Below are 19607 nucleotides of genomic sequence, written 5' to 3'. Positions count from 1 at the left end.
TCGACTGATCCACAATCTACCTTACAAGGAGCTAACTAAATGGGCTCCATCGACAACCAGGGTGCTGCCTGACATCCCCTGACCAGCTGCTGAGGCAAGAAGCAAAATAGGGCCATCCAAATCGTGTGGTTCGTTAAAGCGTCGACTAGGAATACGCATGCGCAGCTTCTCGCCCAACTCACTTTGCAAAAATTCTCGGTTGAGATCGGTGATCACGTAACCTGGCAGGATGGCATTTACCCGAATTTGATAACGGGCGAGCTCAAGCGCCATCGTTTTGGTCACTTGGATAACCCCCGCTTTTGAGATGGCATATGGGGCAACCCCATTAATTTGGCGTTCCCCAAGAATGGATGCCATATTAATAATGGAGCCCGCAGTTTTTGTAGCTACCATCGTGCGTGCCGCTTCAGTAGCTACTAGCCAGACCCCTTTTAGGTTGGTATCCACAACCCTATCCCAATCCGCTTCAGTTTGCTCTAACAAACTCTTGGTGACAGAAACGCCGGCATTATTAATCACGATGGTTGGCTGTGCCCACGAAGTGATTTGCGTGAAGCATTGCGTCACACTGGACTGCTGGGTCACATCCAAGTGAAAAGCTTTGGCATGACCTCCAGCGCTGACAATCTCCTTTGCCAATAATTCAAGTTCTTTTATATTGCGAGAGGCGAGAGCGACTTTAGCACCAGCGTTTGCTAATAAAAGACTGCAGTGTCGGCCAATGCCACTTGATGCACCCGTCACCACGGCCACTTGTCCGTCGAGACGAAAACGTTCAGTGGGCGATGAGTTCATCGTGTTTGATCAAGTAATTTACGAGCCATGCTCCAACGGTGAACTTCACTGGGACCATCGTAGATCCGAAAAGCACGCATATCGGTAAAGATTCGCATCACGGCCGACTCGCCAGTTACACCTTGACCGCCCATTATTTGTACACAACGATCAACTACGCGCCACTGCGCTTCAGAGCAAACAACTTTTGCCCGACTGGATTCGTAATTGCATTTTTGTCCCTGATCCAATAGCCAAGCAGTATGCAAAATATGTAAGCGCGCAGTATGTAAATCCATATCGTTATCCGCCAACATGAATCCAACCCCCTCGTGATCTCCTAAACGTTGTCCAAAGGCTTGGCGTTTTTGGGCATAGGCAAGAGCAATATCATGAGCGCGACGGGCTTGACCTAACCAGCGCATGCAATGCGTGAGTCTTGCGGGCGCTAAGCGAACTTGGGCATACCGAAATCCCTTACCGAGTTCACCTAAGATCTGATCAGCGGGGATACGCAAATTAGTAAAGCGCAAAACACTATGACCGCCAGCAAAGCATTGATCCATGGATTCCATATTGCGCTCAATCTCAATACCGGGCGCATTCAAATCGGATAAAAACATGGTTGCCTGATTATCTTCAGTACGCGCCATGATGATGACGTAATCCGAGCCATCAGCACCGGTAATAAACCATTTACGTCCGTTAATCACATAGTCATTGCCGTCTCGAGTCGCTGTGGTTAATAACATGGATGGGTCCGAGCCAGCTCCGGGTGCAGGCTCGGTCATGGCAAAGCAGGAGCGCAGTTTTCCTTGCACTTGAGGAATTAACCACCGCACTTGTTGAGCGGGACTGGCCACCTGTTCCATCAAATGAATGTTGCCTTCGTCGGGTGCATGAATGTTCATTGCAATGGGTCCGAGGCGCGAGTAGCCAGCCTCTTCAAAAACAATGGCTTTAGCGACATGACTTAAACCCAAGCCGCCATGCTTAATGGACGCATGGGGAGTTAGTAGACCAGCCGCTTTAGCTAATGCGATTAATTCTTGTCGTAACTCGGGGGTAGGGCCATGCGCCGTTTCTCGGGCATCGCCCTCAAAAGGGATCACTTTTTGAGTAATAAAGTCTCGGGTTTTATCCCGAAGAGCAATGAACTCAGGGGTGAGGTTAAAGTCCATGACTCATTGTAATCCGAGCGATTTGGCCTAACTCATTGATTTTTGCCAAACAAGGCAGCCCCGATTAGGGTTTTCGCTATACAGGGCAATGCGTTGATCCACTATTCTTAGTCAATTCAGGCTTCTAGGATCGTTTATGCAGGATGTAGATGGTTTCATTTTGACCACAGCGCATTTAACCAAATCATTTTTTGGATTTACTGCGGTTCATGATGTCAATTTGAATGTGAAACGCGGCAGCATTCATGCATTAATCGGTCCGAATGGAGCGGGGAAGACCACCTGCTTTAATTTGCTAACAAAATTCCTAGAACCCACTAAGGGCAGCATTACGTTTAATGGTCAAGACATTACCAAAGAGAAACCTGCGCAAATTGCGAAGCGCGGCATTATTCGTTCCTTTCAAATCTCTGCAGTCTTTCCCCATATGACTGCCTTAGAAAATGTGCGCATTGGTTTGCAGCAACAGCTTGGCACCTCTTTTTATTTCTGGAAAAGCGAACGCTCATTGGATGTTCTAAATGATCGTGCGATGGATGCATTACGCCAAGTGGGCCTCGACCGCTTTGCTGATGAGTTGGCGGTCAATCTTCCGTATGGCCGCAAGCGCGCTTTAGAAATTGCCGCAACCGTTGCCATGAACCCCGAACTCATGTTGCTCGATGAGCCAACTCAAGGAATGGGTCATGAAGATGTTAATTTGGTCACCGAGTTAATTAAGCAGGTTGCAAAAGGCCGGACGGTGTTAATGGTAGAGCACAACATGAAAGTGGTTGCGAACATCGCACATACGATTTCCGTACTGCAACGTGGTGAGGTAATTGCGGAGGGCCCCTATGAGCAAGTATCTAGAAATCCACAGGTCATGGAGGCATACATGGGTACTGCCGATACTGAGTTGCAAGGTCACTAAATACCATGAGCGCCGCACTTGAAATTCATGATCTCAATGCTTGGTATGGCGAGTCCCACGTCTTGCATGGCATCAATCTAACGGTTCATCCTGGTGAGGTGGTTTGTTTATTAGGTCGCAACGGCGCTGGCCGTACAACGACTTTAAGGGCGATCTTGGGCCTTGTTGGTCAACGCACTGGTTCGATCCAGGTCAATGGGCAAGAGGTGATCGGGATGCCAACCTATCGCGTGGCAAAGCTCGGTATCGGTTATTGCCCTGAAGAGCGCGGTATTTTTACTAGCTTGACCTGTGAGCAAAATTTAATGCTGCCGCCCAAAGTTGGCGAGGGTATGGCGATGAGCGTTGATGATATTTATGCGATGTTTCCGAACCTCTATGAGCGGCGCTCAAGTCCTGGCGGCAAACTCTCCGGTGGCGAGCAACAGATGCTGGCGATTGCCCGTATTTTGCGAACGGGCGCTAACTTACTGCTTCTCGATGAGATTACCGAAGGTCTTGCGCCAGTCATTATTCAGAAACTGAGCGAGGTTGTAAAAGCATTAAAAGAACGTGGATTTACGATTGTGTTGGTTGAACAAAATTTTCGATTTGCCTCAAAGCTCGCAGATAGAAACTATGTGATTGAGCATGGGCAAGTTGTAAAAATGGTGGAGAGACATCAACTCGAAGCTAGTCAAGAGGAGCTCAAGATTTTGTTGGGTGTTTAGTTGTGAAAAGGTGGTAAAAGTTTAAAAGGAGAAGTTCAAATGAAAAAAACTGCAATCGCTGCGCTCGTATCCGCTGCCTTTTTGACAGCGGCTATTCCTGCAAAAGCACAAACCGTCTCGGATAATGAGATTCGTATCGGGGTATTAACAGATCTTTCTGGTATCTATTCTGCGATTGAGGGACCTGGCGCCGTACTTGCCGCTCAAATGGCTGCTCGTGACTTTGGTGGTCAAGTATTAGGCCGCAAAATCGTGATTACCTCTGCAGATACTCAGTCCAAAGCTGATTTATCTGGTTCAAAAGCCCGCGAGATGTTTGAGAAAGATAAAGTTGACATGATCGTCGGTAACGTTTCGACCGCTTCAGCCTTAGCTGCGATGGAGGTGGCCGAGCAATTTAAACGCGTATCGATTGTGACTGGCGCAGCTTCATTGCCTATTACCAATGAGAAATGTACGCCATACAGTATTCACTACGTGTATGACACCTATGCGCTCTCACGTGGTACTGGTAAGGCAGTGGTGGACTCTGGAAAGAAGACATGGTTCTTTGTTACTGCCGACTATGCCTTTGGACATACATTAGAGCGTGACACAACTGAGGTGGTACTAGCCAACGGTGGAAAAGTATTGGGTAGTGTGAAGCACCCAATTAATACCCAAGACTTTTCATCATTCATGGCTCAGGCACAATCCTCGAAGGCTGAAGTGATTGGTTTAGCCAATGCCGGTGGTGACACGATCGGATCGATTAAACAAGCTGCTGAGCTAGGCATTATGGGTTCGAAGCAAACCGTTGTGCCTTTACTGATGTTTATCAGTGATATTCAAGCGTTGGGATTAAAAACAACCCAAGGCATGAACTTTACTGTAGGCTGGTACTGGGATTTTAATGACTCCAATCGCAAGTTTGCTGAGCGCTTCATGAAAGAGTTCAAAGGCAAAGCGCCAACCTCGGTTCAAGCGGGTGTTTATTCAGCCACGATGCAATATCTGAAAGCCATTGAAGTCACTAAAACCGACAATTCGGATGCGGTCATGAAGCAGATGAAGTCGGTTGAGATTAACGACGGTTTATTCAAGGGCAGGATTCGTGCTGATGGTAAGTTTGAACACGATATGTACTTGCTTGAAGTGAAGAAGCCAAATGAGTCGAAGGGACCCAATGATGTAGCAAAAGTTGTTAAGGTAATTGCTGCAAAAGATGCAACTTTGCCCTTGGCTCAATCGAAGTGCAAATACGTTACTAAGTAATCAAAGGTGAATTGATTCATGTTTGAGCTTCTTGGGATTACACCGCAAGCCTTAGTCTCGCAACTATTGATTGGTTTAATCAATGGTTCGTTTTATGCATTACTGAGTCTAGGTCTTGCAGTCATCTTTGGACTTCTCAATGTGATTAATTTCACCCATGGCGCTCAATATATGTTGGGCGCCATGCTGACTTGGATCGGCTTAACTCAAGTGGGTCAGTGGATTGGAATGCCAGAGTTTGAGGTTAATTATTTTGTGGCTTTGATTCTGGCGCCACTGATCGTAGGACTTTTTAGCATCGTGATTGAAAAAACGATGCTAAAGCGTCTTTATCACCTTGATCATTTGTATGGGCTCTTACTGACCTTTGGTTTGGCTTTGGTCATTGAGGGTTTATTTCGTCATTGGTACGGCGTATTAGGAAATAGTTATCCGGTGCCTGATGTCCTAAAAGGCGGTATCCGGGTGGCTGAACTGTTCTTGCCGTATTACCGACTGTGGGTGGTGTTCTTAGCTTTAATCGTTTGCTTTGCAACTTGGTATTTCATTGAACGCACAAGCTTGGGTAGCCTATTGCGAGCAGGCACAGAAAACCCACGTCTTTTGCAAGCGCTTGGTGTGAACGTACCGCTGATCGTGACGCTTACCTACGGGGCAGGTTGCGCTTTAGCGGCATTTGCGGGTGTGATGGCAGCCCCGGTTTATCAAGTTACCGCAGTGATGGGATCGAATCTGATCATTGTCGTCTTTGCCGTAGTGGTGATTGGCGGTATGGGCTCGATTGCGGGTGCCATTGTGACTGGTCTTGGTCTGGGGATTGTGGAGGGACTAACAAAGGTTTTCTACCCCCAAGCTTCATCCGTATCAATCTTCATCATCATGATCATTGTGCTCCTAATAAAACCCGCAGGCTTATTTGGTAAGTCGAATTAATCATGAAGCCAACGCTATCCCCACTCGACAAGATCTCAATCGTCATCATTGCTTTCTTGGCAATCGTACCGTTCCAGGGCATTGTCTACGATCTGTTCATGATGAAAGTCTTTTGTTTTGCTATCTTTGCCGCTTCTCTTAATTTGTTACTGGGTTACGCGGGCCTCCTGTCGTTTGGTCATGCGGCATTCTTTGGAACGGGTGCTTACATTACAGCGTACGTGATGAAGGAGTGGGGCTTTACACCTGAATTAGGTCTCATCATGGGAGTGCTTTGCTCAACTGCTTTGGGATACATCTTTGGGGCCTTGGCAATTCGTCGCCAAGGAATTTACTTTGCAATGATTACTTTAGCGTTGGCACAAGTAATCTATTTCTTGGCAACTCAAGTACCCTTTACCAATGGTGAAGATGGCATCCAAGGGGTACCCAGAGGAAAGTTCTTGGGTTTGATTGATCTTTCAACCTCCACCCCGATGTATTACTTTGCCTTGGTAGTGTTTGTTATCGCATTCTTTCTGATTAAGCGTATTGTTAGTTCCCCGTTTGGCCAGGTCTTGAAATCCATTCGTGAGAATGAACCGCGAGCCATTTCCCTCGGATACGATGTAAATCGGTATAAATTAATTGCATTTACCTTATCGGCCGGTTTAGCAGGACTAGGCGGTGGATTAAAAAGCTTAGTACTGCAATTAGCATCCTTATCCGATGTCTTTTGGCACACGTCTGGTGAGGCAGTGTTGATGACCATTTTGGGCGGCATTGGAACATTGTGGGGACCTGTTGCAGGCGCTGCTGTCATCATCAATCTGCAAAATTACTTAGCCAACTTAGGCGGGTGGAGCACAATCACTACCGGAGCAATTTTTGTGGTCTGCGTTCTTGCATTCAGACGAGGAATTATTGGAGAAATTGCGTATCGTCTTAAGATTAAGCTGTAGTCATTTTTTTGACAGATTACATTCAATGGTTTCGGTCATTATTGTTCTATGAATAACCTTGACATGCATTCCAAGTTTGGTGCTGAACTTAAGAAAATTTTCATTCTTTTTATTTATTTTGCAATCTGGTTTTCTGCACTCTCGTTTTTAAGTTACTCCATCTTGCGGCACGATGGAATTCCTTATGCACCCCTTAGTTTTGCCTTGATCAAAGCTTTTTTGTGCGCCAAGTTTATGCTCATGGGTCAGGCACTTTATCCGATCGAGAGTAGGCGCGATAAGCCACTGATTGGACAAATCCTACTTCGCTCGATTGTCTACCTAGGTGTCGTTATTTTGTTGAGTTCTCTCGAATCCGGTTTGGATGGTTGGATCCACCACCGAGGATTTATTAGCTCATTAGCTAATTTTGGAAATGGTGACCCGATTCATATACTGGCACTCAGTTTGATTTATTGGTTAATCGTATTACCTTATCTCACATTTATGAGCTTGCAATCGGTCATTGGGTCGCCGGAGATGAAAAAGATTTTTTGGGGCTAATTACAAATTGATGCGATTGCCCAGTAATCGACCCCTTCGCATCACACTCATGTCGGGCGTGGTACTGGCGATCTTGGCCGGTTTTTTTTGGTTGATTGGTGTCACTTGGGCGCCCACGTGGATCAAAAAGCAAATTGAGGGATACAGCCAGCAACTGGGCTATTCAATTCAGATTCAATCGATTGATGTCAAACCCTTTCAATTGGTGGTTCAGGTACAAGGCTTACGCCTTGACCAGATTCAAGGCAAGCAACTATTTGGCTTAGATGCTGGCTTAATTCGCTTGCGCTGGAGCAAATTAATTACTGGAGAGTTGGGGGTCCAGGATCTCCAGCTAACGAATCCATCGATTTTGCTTGAGCGTGCAGCAGGCGCTGGATCGAAGTGGAACTGGATGCAACTGATTGAGACAATCAATGCACAAAAGCCACCATCGACTGAGGCTAAACCGAAGGCAATTGAAGTATCGGTCGATCGTCTAGCAATTCAAGGGGCGCGCCTTCAATTTCGCGATGGGCAAACTAAGTTTGCGGATGACTTGGGGCCATTTTCCCTAAATCTTCGGCAACTCAGTAATTATCGACAAGCATCGGATGAGCCTGGGGTTGAAGGGTTGTATGAGCTCGATCTCGGTAAAGTCGATTTACTGATTCCGTCGCTCAATAAGATGGTGATTTTTGAAAAGGTTCAAGCATCAGGAGGAGTTAACAGTCCAGAACCCGATCAGCTTGAGGCAAAGTTAAATCTCAAACTAGACGCTGGCGTACTGGATTTTTTCTTTCATCTAGAGCCTAAACAAAATTTAATCAAGATCGATGTGGCCATCGATAACCTGTCTGTTGCCCCGATGATTACTTTGTTACCAGCCAATAATCCATTGCAGACGAACTCGGGCGTGATGGCTGGAAAATTGCAATATCAAACTCGCCAAGGCTTATGGTCAACCAGCGGTGATTTAAGTCTCAAGAATTTTGAAATTACGGAAGGTAAGCCCAGGCAAGCCTTTATGAAGTGGCACCAAGCCGATTTCAAGCAAATTGATCTTCGTCGGTTGGCGAGTGGTAAAACATCACTCACGATTGATGAGATTCTGTTTGATCAGCCGGACTTTAAGTATGACCTTGATGAGCAAGGGTTTTCTAACATTCGTCGAATGTTTGCTAAACCAGTTTCAACCACAACACCATCTGCGGGTCCGGCAGAGGAGAAATCAGCCAATTTTGAACTTGATATTAAGGCACTTAAATTACGAAACGGCATCGTGCATTTTGCTGATTTGGGGGTGGTGCCGCAGTTACAAACGGATATTCGTAAGCTAAATGGTTCTTTACTTGGCGTGAGTAACGTTCCAGGCCGTTACGCTGCGATTGCTCTTGATGGCTTGATTGCCGATCGCGGCAGTTTTCGGGCAAAAGGTCAGGCAGCGTTTGACGACCCCCGACGTAACCATGACGTGTTGTTTGAGTTTAAGAATGTTCCTTTGAAAACTGCTAATGCCTATTTCATGAAATACGCTGGGTATCCGATTCAAGATGGGCGTTTAGATCTCATGTTGAACTACAAGGCAAAAGACGCTGAACTGGTTGGTCAGAATCGATTTGTGATCAAAGATATCGAACTTGGGGAAGAGGTGCCTAATTTTCAGGGTCGGCGCTTACCATTGCGCTTAGCCATTGCCTTATTAGAAGACTCCGATAACGTAATTGATATTTCCTTGGGGATTAAGGGAAACGTAGATTCTCCAGAGTTCTCGGCGACTGGCCTCGTTTGGCAAGCGATTCGAACGGTTCTAACGAATATTGTTACCGCACCGTTTCGCGCATTGGCATCGTTATTGGGGCTTCAAAGCGATGCGCCGATTCATGCGGTCTTGGGTGAGAGCTCTTATCTGCCGGTTGATCAAGAGAAGCTTGATAAATTGGCGGGTGTTTTGGTAAAACGCCCCAATGCCACGATTGAGTTTGTTGGGGTTTATGACCCGAGCGCCGATAAGGCAGCCTTAGCAAGGGCGCGTGCCGATCGTGCTATTTTGAATGCTGCTGGATTTAAATTAAGCCCTCAGGAACCCCTTCCTATACCGAGTCTTTCCGACCCTCGGGTGCAAGCCGGAGTAAGGTCAGCCTATGGGCAACAAGTCGGCCGAATTCAGTTGGCACAGCGTTTGATTTCCCTGCCAGACAACGAGGCTCGCTATCAGCAACTTCGCAATGAGCTCATTCAAAGTTATGCCATTAGCGAAGCGGAGCTAATGCAGTTGGCAAGCGCACGAGCCAATCGCGCAAAAGAGTTGATGGTTGCCCAGCAGCCTAATTTAGCAGAACGAATTACCATAGGAACATCCAAGGCGGGCGGTGCCGATCAAGACGGCATACCGTTGGGTGTTTCCTTGGGTAGCAAAAAATAACACGAACAAAGAATATTTATTTTTGAGTTAATTAGCCCCACCTCATTTATTGCCGCCTGCACGATTGTGTTGGTGGCGTATTTCATTTTTGGGGTGACCGGATTTGGATCATCGATTATTTCAGTACCAGTGCTGGTGTTATTTTTCCCCCTGCAGGTTGTAGTACCGATAATGGTGATACTGGATCTGTGTGCGGCATTCTATTTGGGTACAAAGTCTTTTGATGCGGCGGATAAGAGGGAGCTCTCTTGGTTGCTGCCATTTAGTTTCATTGGCATGGTCATTGGTATCACCTTGCTCCTGAAGGCACCGCCCGAGCCTTTACTAATTACCTTGGGTGCCTTTGCAGCATTTAATGGAATTCGCGTTTTGTCTAAGAAAAAATCCGCCCCCATCCAAACCATTTCACAGTATTGGTCCATTCCTTTTGGTGTAGCTGGGGGGATTTTTACGGCATTGTTTGCTACAGGTGGACCGATTTATGCATCCTACTTAGCAATGCGCTTTAACGAGCCCAATACATTACGCGCAACCATGGCATTTGCCATTCTGATCTTCGTGTTCTTGCGTTTAGTCTTCATGTTGGTAACGGGCTTGATATTGAACTGGGAGGTCTTGGGTCTCGCATTGTTTTTGGTACCCTGCATGGTAATTGGCCTATGGATCGGATCAAAAACCCATCGGCTCTTGAGTATTCATCATATGCAATTGGCGTATGGCAGTATTTTGCTATTTGCAGGATCGGTCTTGTTAATTAAGCAACTGGTTTAGGTGATAGACTCAAACGATGACAACAAAAATGATAATTGCTGGATTGGCCTTTGCCAGTACTTTTGGCTTATCAGCTTGTGGCACGGTGCAGTCCGCTGCACAAGCGGATTGCACGGCAGTGGGGTTGCGGGTTGGAACCCCCGACTATGAGGCCTGTTTTAAAGCCCGTGTCCGCGAGAGGGAAATGGATTACAGCAATACCTTTTTGCCCAGTTCCAATTAACCTAGCTTGGTAGAAACTGGCCTGTATGCCGAACTTCAGGGTTAACCCTGATTCGAGAGATCTTGAGCCATATCAATTACTTACAGGGGTAGATCAATTACATTGATTTCAACCACTAAATGGCCATGCAGTACGACCTTTTAAATAACTATTTATATTCTGACTGAGAGACTAAAACAGCATGAATCACCCTAAGCCTTCCAACGAAATCAAGGCGGTTGCCATCGCAAGCGCGGATGACCTTCGTGAGCGAATTCGGCAAAAAAGTAAATTAAAAGGGCGACAGGCGGACGATGCATCATTGGCTGAAGTAAAAAAACTCATCGGTGATGGTCCGTATCGTCGCGACCTACTGATTGAGAACTTGCATCTACTCAATGATGCATACCGTGCTTTGCATGATCGCCATTTGGTTGCACTTGCAAAGCTGATGAACTTGCCAATGGCTGAGGTGTATGAAGTAGCGACCTTCTATCATCATTTTGAAGTGGTGCGCGGTAACGATCCGGTTGCCGATATTACAGTGCGCGTATGCGATGGATTGTCATGCGAGTTAGCTGGGGCCAAACAGTTATTGGAGCGCCTACCAACGATATTAGGCAATCCCAAGACCAAGGTCATTGCTGCTCCATGCGTGGGTCGGTGCGAGCAAGCCCCGGTCGCTGTGGTGCATCAATACCCTGTATTGTTTGCTGATGCGGAAAAGGTATCGAAAGCGGTTAAAAATCGTCAGCTCATGCACCCTAAGGCAAAGGATGATGCCCAATTTGAACCCGCAGATTTTGCAGAGCACGCCGTAAGCCCAGAACAAAAAGCCAATGAGGTGTCGCCCGCATATGTGGGTTATGAAGCGTACTGCGCAAAGGGTGGTTACGCTTTGGTGAAAGAGTTTGATAGCGGTAAACGCGAGATTGAAGCCATCATTAAGGTAATGGAAGATTCTGGCTTACGCGGTCTTGGTGGAGCAGGATTTCCAGCTGGGCGTAAATGGCGGATTGTGAAGGATCAACCGGCACCCAAACTCATGGCAATCAATATTGACGAGGGTGAGCCAGGAACATTCAAAGATCGAACCTATCTAGAGCGTGATCCCCATCGTTTCCTTGAGGGAATGTTGATTGCTGCGCGAGTGGTTGGGATTGATGCTTGTTACATTTACCTGCGCGATGAGTACCATGGTTGCCGCGAGTTGCTTGCTGCTGAAATTAAAAAACTTCAGGCAAATGCATCCTTTAAGTTACCGCTCATTGAGTTGCGTCGGGGTGCTGGTGCCTATATCTGCGGTGAAGAGTCCGCCATGATTGAGAGTATTGAGGGTAAGCGGGGCGAGCCCAGAATGCGTCCTCCTTACATTGCGCAAGTCGGCTTATTTGGTCGACCCACGCTTGAGCATAACTTTGAAACCTTGTATTGGGTGCGCGACATTATTACGCGAGGACCGCAGTGGTTTAGCACCTACGGTCGCCATGATCGCAAAGGCTTGCGTAGCTTTAGCGTGAGCGGTCGGGTGAAATACCCCGGTGTCAAACTGGCACCAGCTGGCATCACCATTCAGGAATTGATTGACGAGTATTGCGGCGGCATGCAAGAGGGCCATACCTTTTATGGCTACCTGCCTGGCGGTGCCTCAGGCGGCATCTTGCCAGCCACCATGAATACCATTCCATTGGATTTTGATACCCTGCAGCCTTATGGATGCTTTATCGGTTCTGCAGCCGTAATGATCTTTAGTCATCAAGACAAGGCGCGCGATGCAGCGCTCAATGTCATGCGTTTCTTTGAGCATGAGAGTTGTGGTCAGTGCACCCCATGTCGGGTTGGTACAAGTAAAGCCGCACAATTAATGCAAGCAAGCACATGGGATCAAGTAACTCTGGAGGATCTGTCTACCGTCATGGTTGATGCCTCGATTTGCGGTCTTGGGCAAGCCGCACCAAACCCCATTCGTTGCATCCATCAATATTTCCCCCATGAAATTGCATAACCGCTTAGATAGGGAGCTTAAGGCGTGAACGCACCAGTCAATCCGCAAGAACTAGCACTGCAAACCGTTGAGTTCAAGCTCGATGGTAAGACGATCGTTGCCTATGAGGGTGAAACCATCTTAAAAGCAGCAAAACGCCATGGCATTGATATTCCCCATCTCTGTTTTAAGGATGGCTATCGGCCCGATGGCAATTGCCGTGCATGCGTTGTTGAAATTAATGGCGAGCGTACCTTGGCCCCTAGTTGCTGTCGCTCTGCAACGGCTGGGATGGAGGTAAAAGCCAATAGTGAGCGTGCGTTAAAGAGTCAAAAATTAGTGCTTGAGATGTTGCTCTCCGATATGCCCGATGAAGGTTATAAATGGGTTGGTGATAGTGATGCCGAGCGTGAACGCCAACAGCATGGAGAGTTAAGTGAGTGGGCCAATCGCCTCGATGTAGCAGTTCGTCCTGAACTCAAGGCCTTGCGTCGTCATCAACCCTCTGCTGATTTGTCACACCCTGCGATGGCAGTTAATTTGGATGCCTGCATTCAGTGCAACCGATGTGTGCGTGCTTGCCGTGAAGAGCAAGTCAATGATGTGATTGGTTACGCCATGCGGGGTGCGCATAGCGAAATTGTATTTGATTTGAGCGATCCGATGGGTACCAGCACGTGCGTTGCGTGTGGTGAATGCGTACAAGCTTGTCCAACGGGTGCATTAATGCCAAAGACCCACATTGGTTCCCAAGCAGTTGATCGCCAGGTCGATTCGGTATGTCCATTCTGTGGAGTAGGCTGCCAAATTACGTACAACGTAAAGGACGAAAAAATTGTGAGCGTAGATGGTCGCAATGGCCCTGCAAATCACAGCCGCCTATGCGTTAAAGGCCGATTTGGATTCGATTATGTACATAACCCTCAACGTTTAACCAAGCCATTGATTCGTAAGCCTGGTGTACCAAAGGATGAGCACTCGATTGAGTCTGCGGGTAAAAAGCCTGAAGATTGGAGCGAAGTCTTTCGTGAAGCCAGTTGGGAAGAGGCGCTTGATCTGGCAGCCGGTAAGTTAAAAGCGATACGCGATCAGCATGGCAAGAAATCTTTGGCAGGATTTGGTTCAGCCAAGGGCAGTAACGAGGAGGCTTACTTATTTCAGAAGTTGGTACGTACTGGTTTTGGTAGCAATAACGTCGACCATTGCACGCGTTTATGTCATGCATCGAGTGTGGCTGCATTGCTTGAGGGCGTTGGCTCTGGAGCGGTGAGTAATCAGGTGAACGATATCGAACACTCTGGCCTGATCCTTGTAATTGGCTCTAATCCAACCGCCAATCATCCGGTGGCTGCAACTTGGATGAAAAATGCTGCTAAGAATGGCACCAAGATTGTGTTGGCTGATCCACGCGTGACCGATATTGGTAAGCATGCATGGCGGAACTTGCAATTTAAGCCCGATACCGATGTCGCCATGCTCAATGCCATGATCTACACCGTGATTGAAGAGGGGCTGTGCGATCAGCACTTTATTAAAGAACGCGCTTCCAATTTCGAGGCCCTCAAAGAGAATGTAAAAGGTTACAGCCCTGAAGCGATGGCCCCGATTTGTGGCGTACCTGCTGCGACACTTCGTGAGGTAGCGCGCGAGTTTGCCAAATCTAAAGCCTCAATGATCTTGTGGGGGATGGGTGTTAGCCAACATGTGCATGGTACCGATAACGCCCGTTGCTTGATTGCTTTAGTCAGCATTACCGGTCAAATCGGTAAGCCTGGCTCTGGTCTGCATCCATTGCGCGGACAGAACAATGTACAAGGCGCCAGTGATGCGGGACTAATACCGATGATGTTCCCGAACTATCAGCGCGTTGATAATGCCCAGGCGCATGAGTGGTTTGAGAAGTTTTGGAATACACCGCTTGATAAAAAGCCCGGTTATACCGTGGTTGAGATCATGCATAAGATCACAGCGCCGGATTCTGATCCCGATAAGATTCGGGGGATGTACATCATGGGTGAGAACCCCGCCATGAGCGACCCGGATCTTAATCATGCGCGTCATGCCTTGGCTTCTCTTGATCACCTTGTGGTGCAAGATATTTTTATGACCGAGACTGCGTGGTTAGCGGACGTCATTCTGCCAGCAAGTGCTTGGCCCGAGAAAACCGGTACGGTGACCAACACCGACCGTATGGTGCAGTTGGGTAAGCGTGCCTTAAACCCACCTGGTGACGCGAAGCCTGATTTATGGATTATTCAGGAGCTTGCTAAGCGGATTGGTTTGCAGTGGGGCTATCAAGGCGAGGAGTGTGGCGTTGCCGAGGTCTATGATGAGATGCGCCGTGCCATGCATGCTGTGATCAACGGAATTACCTGGGATCGTTTGCAGCGTGAGTCATGCGTGACCTATCCATGCTTAAGCGAAGATGATCCTGGCCAACCCATCGTATTTGATGAGAGTTTCCCAACTCCCGATGGCAAAGTAAAACTGGTTCCTGCTGATCTTATTCCAGCTAACGAGCGACCCGATACCGAATATCCTTTTGTATTAATCACGGGCCGTCAGCTCGAGCATTGGCATACTGGAAGTATGACCCGACGCGCAGGTGTTTTGGATGCCATTGAGCCAATGGCAACCGCCTCGATGTGTGGTGAAGATATGGCGAAGATGGGCCTGAACCCCGGTGATGTGATTACCGTGAAGTCGCGCAGGGGCGAGGTTGGGATTCATGTGCGCCGGGATGATGGCACGCCAAGTGGAGCTGTGTTTATGCCGTTTGCTTACTACGAAGCGGCTGCCAATCTAATGACTAACCCCGCATTGGATCCCTTTGGCAAGATCCCGGAGTTTAAGTATTGTGCAGTTGCCGTTCAAAAAGGCGGTAAGCCAGCACAGCACATCGGTTATGACCTAACAGTAAACGATGCTATGCTCATTCAATGAGCGTAGCGCATGACCATCATCCTGTACTAATCATTGGGGCCGGCTTAGCCGGCCTTACAACTGCGCTTCACCTCGCCGACCATCAGCCGGTTATTTTGATGGCTAAACGCCGTCTGAGTGAAGCGGCGACCGCATGGGCGCAAGGCGGAATTGTTGGGGTTCTCGATCAAGAGGACAGCATTGAATCGCATGTGGTCGATACGGTCAATGCTGGAGCAGGTCTGGTCGTTGAATCTGTGGCGCGCTATGTTGCTGAACAAAGTGCACAAGCGATTCATTGGTTAGTTGAGCAAGGCGTACCATTTACCCCCGATCAGGCCGGACCAGAAGGATTGCACTTAACTCGTGAGGGCGGGCATAGTCATCGACGAATTGCTCATGCCGCGGATGCAACTGGTAAGGCAATTCATGAGGTATTGCTTGATAAAGCCAAAGCGCATCCTAATATTCGGATTCTTGAGAATTGGATTGCTCTTGATTTGATCACCAACAAACATTTACAAGTTCCTGCGAAGTACAAATCGAATCGTTGCTTCGGGGCATATGCACTTGATATTGAAAAAGGCCGAGTTGAAACGATCTTAGCTAAAGCGGTTGTCCTGGCGACGGGTGGTTTGGGTAAGGTGTATCGCTACACCAGCAACCCAGACACCGCAACGGGTGACGGAATTGCCATGGCATGGCGGGCAGGCTGCCGGATTGGCAATATGGAGTTTGTGCAATTTCATCCAACCTGTTTGTATCACCCAAGCGATCGTACATTTCTGATTACTGAGGCGATGCGTGGCGAGGGTGGAATCTTGAAGCTACCAAATGGTCATCGCTTCATGCCAGAGCATGATGAACGCAAGGAACTGGCTCCACGCGATATTGTGGCGCGTGCGATCGACTTTGAGATGAAAAAACATGGCTTGGATTATGTTCATCTCGATGCAACACATCTAGGAGAATTCTTCATTCGCGAACACTTCCCGATGATCTACTCCCGCTGCCTTGCTCTGGGTATCGACATTACTAAAGAACCAATTCCGGTGGTACCTGCTGCACATTACACCTGCGGGGGTGTTGTCACCGATCTTAAGGGACGTACCGATTTGACCGGCTTATATGCCGTTGGTGAAGCAACCTATACTGGATTACATGGCGCCAATCGCTTGGCCTCGAATTCATTACTGGAATGCGTGGTCATTGGTAAAGCTGCTGCAGCTGATATTGCAGAACAGGGCGATGTTGAGCAAGCCCCGGTACGACTGTGGGATGAAAGTAAAGTTGAAGATGCTGATGAGCAAGTGGTGATTGCACATAACTGGGATGAGCTACGCTCCTTGATGTGGAACTACGTTGGTATTGTGCGAACCACGCGAAGACTTGAACGCGCCTTACATCGTATTGAGCTCTTGCGTACTGAGGTTCAAGATTACTATGCGAACTTTCGAGTAAGCCGAGATTTGATTGAGTTACGCAACCTTCTCGAATGCGCTGAATTGATTGTGCGTTCTGCTTTGTTACGCAAAGAGAGTCGAGGATTGCACTTTAGTCGCGATTACCCCAAAACATGGCCTGTCTCATACCCAACCATTCTGACCCCGATTCAAACCCAACAATCTAGCTGATGCGATCGATGCGCATCGAGTAATCGATTGCCTGAATATCCTTAGTTAATTTACCAATCGAGATTCGGTCGACACCCGTTGCTGCAATGGCACGGAGTTGATCTTGGGTAATACCGCCAGATGCTTCTAATAAAGCTCGACCATTCGTAAGACGCACAGCTTCGCGCATTTGATCGAGGTTAAAGTTATCGAGCAAAATACTCTTGGCGCCTTGGCCGAGCGCCTCTTGGAGTTCTGCAAGGCTTTCCACTTCAATTTGTACATCCACTCCTGCATTGAGTTGATTGGCAGCAGCCAATACCGCAGTAATACTCCCTGCCGCAGCAATGTGATTTTCTTTAATCAAGATGCCATCCCATAGGGCCATCCGTTGGTTTTGACCATGACCCACTCGAACCGCATATTTCTGGGCTTGGCGTAGTCCCGGAATGGTTTTGCGGGTGTCCAAAATGGCACATCCTTTGGGATTGGGGCTAGCATCTGCAATTGCTTCAACGTAGCGGCGGGTGGTGGTCGCCGTTGCAGAAAGGGTCTGAAGAAAGTTCATAGCAGGGCGCTCAGCGCTCAGAAGTGCTCGTGCATTGGCAGTCATTTCGCAGACCAAGCGATCGGGTGCCAGCCAGTCACCTTCAGCAGAGAGCCAATGAACAGTTGCCTGTGGGTCAAGTGCCTGAACCACCGCATCAAACCATGCGGTTCCACATAGCACCGCTGGCTCGCGCACAATTAACCTAGCATGCGCAGTTTGATTGGCAGGCACAAGATTTGCTGTCCAATCTCCACGACCAATATCCTCATAGAGGGCATCGCGCACATTGCGAGCAATGGCTTGATCTAAGGATTCATTATCAGAAAACATATAAAAACGAGTTATGCAGCGCCAATATTTTTAATAAAGCCATGTTGCGCTTTGGCTAATAACTCTGGGTTGGTTGAAGTAAAGTCCAGCATGCGAAGAATGCATGCAAGCGCTTCGGAACGAATAGGCTCGTTCACTTCAATCTCGCCAATGCCATGCTCTAAGCATTGCAAGATGCCGTGTAAGCCATTCATGGCCATCCAAGGGCAATTGGCACAGCTTTTGCAGGTAGCACTCTCACCAGCGGTTGGTGCTGCAATCAACTTTTTCTGAGGCGCGAGTTGACGCATGCGGTGCAAGATGCCCTGATCAGTGGCCACTATGTATTCAGGAGCACTACCCTCAAGTACCGCTTTAATCATCGCTGAGGTTGAGCCAACCACATCTGCTTGATCGACAACGTGTTGCGGTGACTCTGGATGAACAAGAACCATGGCATTGGGATGCTTCTGGCGCATTGCTGCTAGTTCAGTTGCTTTGAATTCATCATGCACAATGCAAGCGCCATTCCACAGAATCATATCGGCACCAGTTTGTTCTTGAATGTAACGCCCTAAATGCCGATCGGGGGCCCACAATATTTTCTTACCTTGCTGATCCAAATGGTGCACGATGGCTAGTGCGCAAGAACTGGTCACCATCCAATCCGCCTGGGCTTTCACAGCGGCACTCGTGTTGGCGTACACCACGCTGACTCGATCTGGATGGGCGGACTTGAATTTACGAAAGTCTTCCGCGGGACACCCTAAATCAAGCGAGCAGGTTGCCTCAAGGTCTGGCATGAACACGTGCTTTTGGGGACTCAAAATCTTCGCAGTCTCACCCATGAATCGCACACCAGCAACGATTAAATTTTGGGCAGCGTGATTTTTACCAAACCGAGCCATCTCTAAGGAGTCGGAGACAAAACCCCCAGTTTGCATTGCAAGATCTTGAATATCGCCATCGACGTAATAGTGCGCCACAATGACCGCATCCCTTGCCTTCAATAAGGCCTTAATGCGCTCAATCACATCCCGTTTCTCTTCTAAACCAAGCGGTGCAGGCGTTTTGGCCCACGCCTGTGCAATACAAGTAGCCCCCGATGCATCTTGCTGGGGGTAATCATAAAAATTACCGGTCGAGAGTGATTCATTCATTGTGCTCATCCATCAATCTTAACTCGCAATCACTTTCGCGATAGAATCCCATGCTTAAAGGGGATTTCTATGAAGCGGATCATGTTATTGGCTAAGTTACATCGGGTGGTCGTCACCGAGGCCGATTTGCATTACGAAGGTTCCTGTGGGATCGATGAGAATCTCATGGATGCAGCCGATATGCGTGAATATGAAAAGATAGAGCTCTACAACATTAATAATGGCGAGCGATTCTCCACATATATTATCAAGGCACCCAGAGGTTCAGGTGCGATCTCTTTAAATGGTGCCGCTGCTCGTAAGGCCCACGTGGGTGACCATCTCATTATTTGTACTTACGGACCCATTGATAACGCCGAGTCCAAAACCCATAATCCCAAAATTGTTCTAGTCGACGAGCAAAATCGGATTAAAGAAATTAAAAAGATTTAAGTGGGTTT

General features: G+C 47.9%; 17 protein-coding genes. 13 read left to right on the top strand and 4 right to left on the bottom strand.

The window, feature by feature from the left end; all coding sequences use genetic code 11:
• Positions 1–21: 21 nt before the first annotated feature.
• Together QUE65_RS07170 and QUE65_RS07165 are read right to left on the bottom strand one after the other, a co-directional pair.
• Positions 22–798, bottom strand: a complete 777-nt coding sequence (locus QUE65_RS07170) for an SDR family NAD(P)-dependent oxidoreductase (protein WP_286280315.1) — start codon at positions 796–798, stop codon at positions 22–24.
• A complete protein-coding gene (locus QUE65_RS07165) occupies positions 795–1958 on the bottom strand; it encodes an acyl-CoA dehydrogenase family protein (protein ID WP_286280314.1) in 1164 nt (387 codons plus the stop codon). The genes QUE65_RS07170 and QUE65_RS07165 overlap by 4 nt, the downstream gene beginning before the upstream one ends.
• Before the next feature lie 136 nt (positions 1959–2094).
• Between QUE65_RS07165 and QUE65_RS07160 the strand changes: the two genes are divergently transcribed.
• The 12 genes from QUE65_RS07160 (at position 2095) to nadB (ending at position 17169) form a co-directional block, all read left to right on the top strand.
• The gene (locus QUE65_RS07160; protein ID WP_215369430.1) at positions 2095–2871 is read left to right on the top strand and encodes an ABC transporter ATP-binding protein; all 777 of its coding nucleotides are present in this window, start codon (positions 2095–2097) and stop codon (positions 2869–2871) included.
• Between the two features lie 5 nt (positions 2872–2876).
• A complete protein-coding gene (locus QUE65_RS07155) occupies positions 2877–3581 on the top strand; it encodes an ABC transporter ATP-binding protein (RefSeq protein ID WP_286280313.1) in 705 nt (234 codons plus the stop codon).
• A 39-nt stretch (positions 3582–3620) separates the two neighbouring features.
• Entirely contained in the window at positions 3621–4835 is a 1215-nt protein-coding gene (locus tag QUE65_RS07150; RefSeq protein WP_215369420.1) for an ABC transporter substrate-binding protein, read from the top strand.
• A gap of 18 nt (positions 4836–4853) precedes the next feature.
• Positions 4854–5768 carry a branched-chain amino acid ABC transporter permease gene (locus tag QUE65_RS07145; RefSeq protein ID WP_215369418.1) on the top strand — a complete coding sequence of 305 codons (915 nt, stop codon included), beginning with the start codon at positions 4854–4856 and terminating at the stop codon, positions 5766–5768.
• Positions 5769–5770: 2 nt separating this feature from the next.
• Positions 5771–6709 (top strand): branched-chain amino acid ABC transporter permease, encoded by a 939-nt coding sequence (locus tag QUE65_RS07140; protein WP_215369415.1) that lies wholly within the window; start codon positions 5771–5773, stop codon positions 6707–6709.
• Between the two features lie 48 nt (positions 6710–6757).
• Entirely contained in the window at positions 6758–7252 is a 495-nt protein-coding gene (locus tag QUE65_RS07135) for a hypothetical protein (RefSeq protein ID WP_286280311.1), read from the top strand.
• A gap of 16 nt (positions 7253–7268) precedes the next feature.
• Complete coding sequence (locus QUE65_RS07130; RefSeq protein ID WP_286280310.1) at positions 7269–9656, top strand: DUF748 domain-containing protein; 2388 nt, start codon at positions 7269–7271, stop codon at positions 9654–9656.
• A 72-nt stretch (positions 9657–9728) separates the two neighbouring features.
• Positions 9729–10427, top strand: a complete 699-nt coding sequence (locus QUE65_RS07125) for a sulfite exporter TauE/SafE family protein (protein ID WP_286280309.1) — start codon at positions 9729–9731, stop codon at positions 10425–10427.
• A 16-nt stretch (positions 10428–10443) separates the two neighbouring features.
• Positions 10444–10650 carry a hypothetical protein gene (locus QUE65_RS07120; RefSeq protein WP_286280308.1) on the top strand — a complete coding sequence of 69 codons (207 nt, stop codon included), beginning with the start codon at positions 10444–10446 and terminating at the stop codon, positions 10648–10650.
• A gap of 181 nt (positions 10651–10831) precedes the next feature.
• On the top strand, positions 10832–12634 hold the full coding sequence (locus QUE65_RS07115; RefSeq protein WP_286280307.1) for an NAD(P)H-dependent oxidoreductase subunit E: 1803 nt from the start codon (positions 10832–10834) through the stop codon (positions 12632–12634).
• Positions 12635–12658: 24 nt separating this feature from the next.
• Positions 12659–15556, top strand: a complete 2898-nt coding sequence (gene fdhF, locus QUE65_RS07110) for a formate dehydrogenase subunit alpha (protein WP_286280305.1) — start codon at positions 12659–12661, stop codon at positions 15554–15556.
• Positions 15553–17169 (top strand): L-aspartate oxidase, encoded by a 1617-nt coding sequence (gene nadB / locus QUE65_RS07105; RefSeq protein ID WP_286280303.1) that lies wholly within the window; start codon positions 15553–15555, stop codon positions 17167–17169. Before fdhF ends, nadB begins: the two co-directional genes overlap by 4 nt.
• Here the strand turns inward: nadB and nadC are convergent.
• Positions 17162–18028 (bottom strand): carboxylating nicotinate-nucleotide diphosphorylase, encoded by an 867-nt coding sequence (gene nadC, locus QUE65_RS07100; protein WP_286280302.1) that lies wholly within the window; start codon positions 18026–18028, stop codon positions 17162–17164. The genes nadB and nadC overlap by 8 nt on opposite strands.
• Positions 18029–18039: 11 nt before the next feature.
• The gene (gene nadA, locus QUE65_RS07095) at positions 18040–19167 is read right to left on the bottom strand and encodes a quinolinate synthase NadA (protein ID WP_286280301.1); all 1128 of its coding nucleotides are present in this window, start codon (positions 19165–19167) and stop codon (positions 18040–18042) included.
• 69 nt (positions 19168–19236) lie between these two features.
• Here nadA and panD point away from each other — a divergent pair, with 69 nt between their 5' ends.
• Positions 19237–19599: an aspartate 1-decarboxylase gene (panD, locus tag QUE65_RS07090; protein ID WP_286280300.1), complete on the top strand. Its 363-nt coding sequence runs from the start codon at positions 19237–19239 to the stop codon at positions 19597–19599.
• Positions 19600–19607: the final 8 nt, after the last annotated feature.

This window comes from Polynucleobacter sp. HIN8 (assembly GCF_030297615.1).
Lineage (GTDB): Bacteria > Pseudomonadota > Gammaproteobacteria > Burkholderiales > Burkholderiaceae > Polynucleobacter.
The sequence above is the reverse complement of the archived record's forward strand: the minus strand, read 5'-3'. Positions and strand labels throughout refer to the sequence as shown.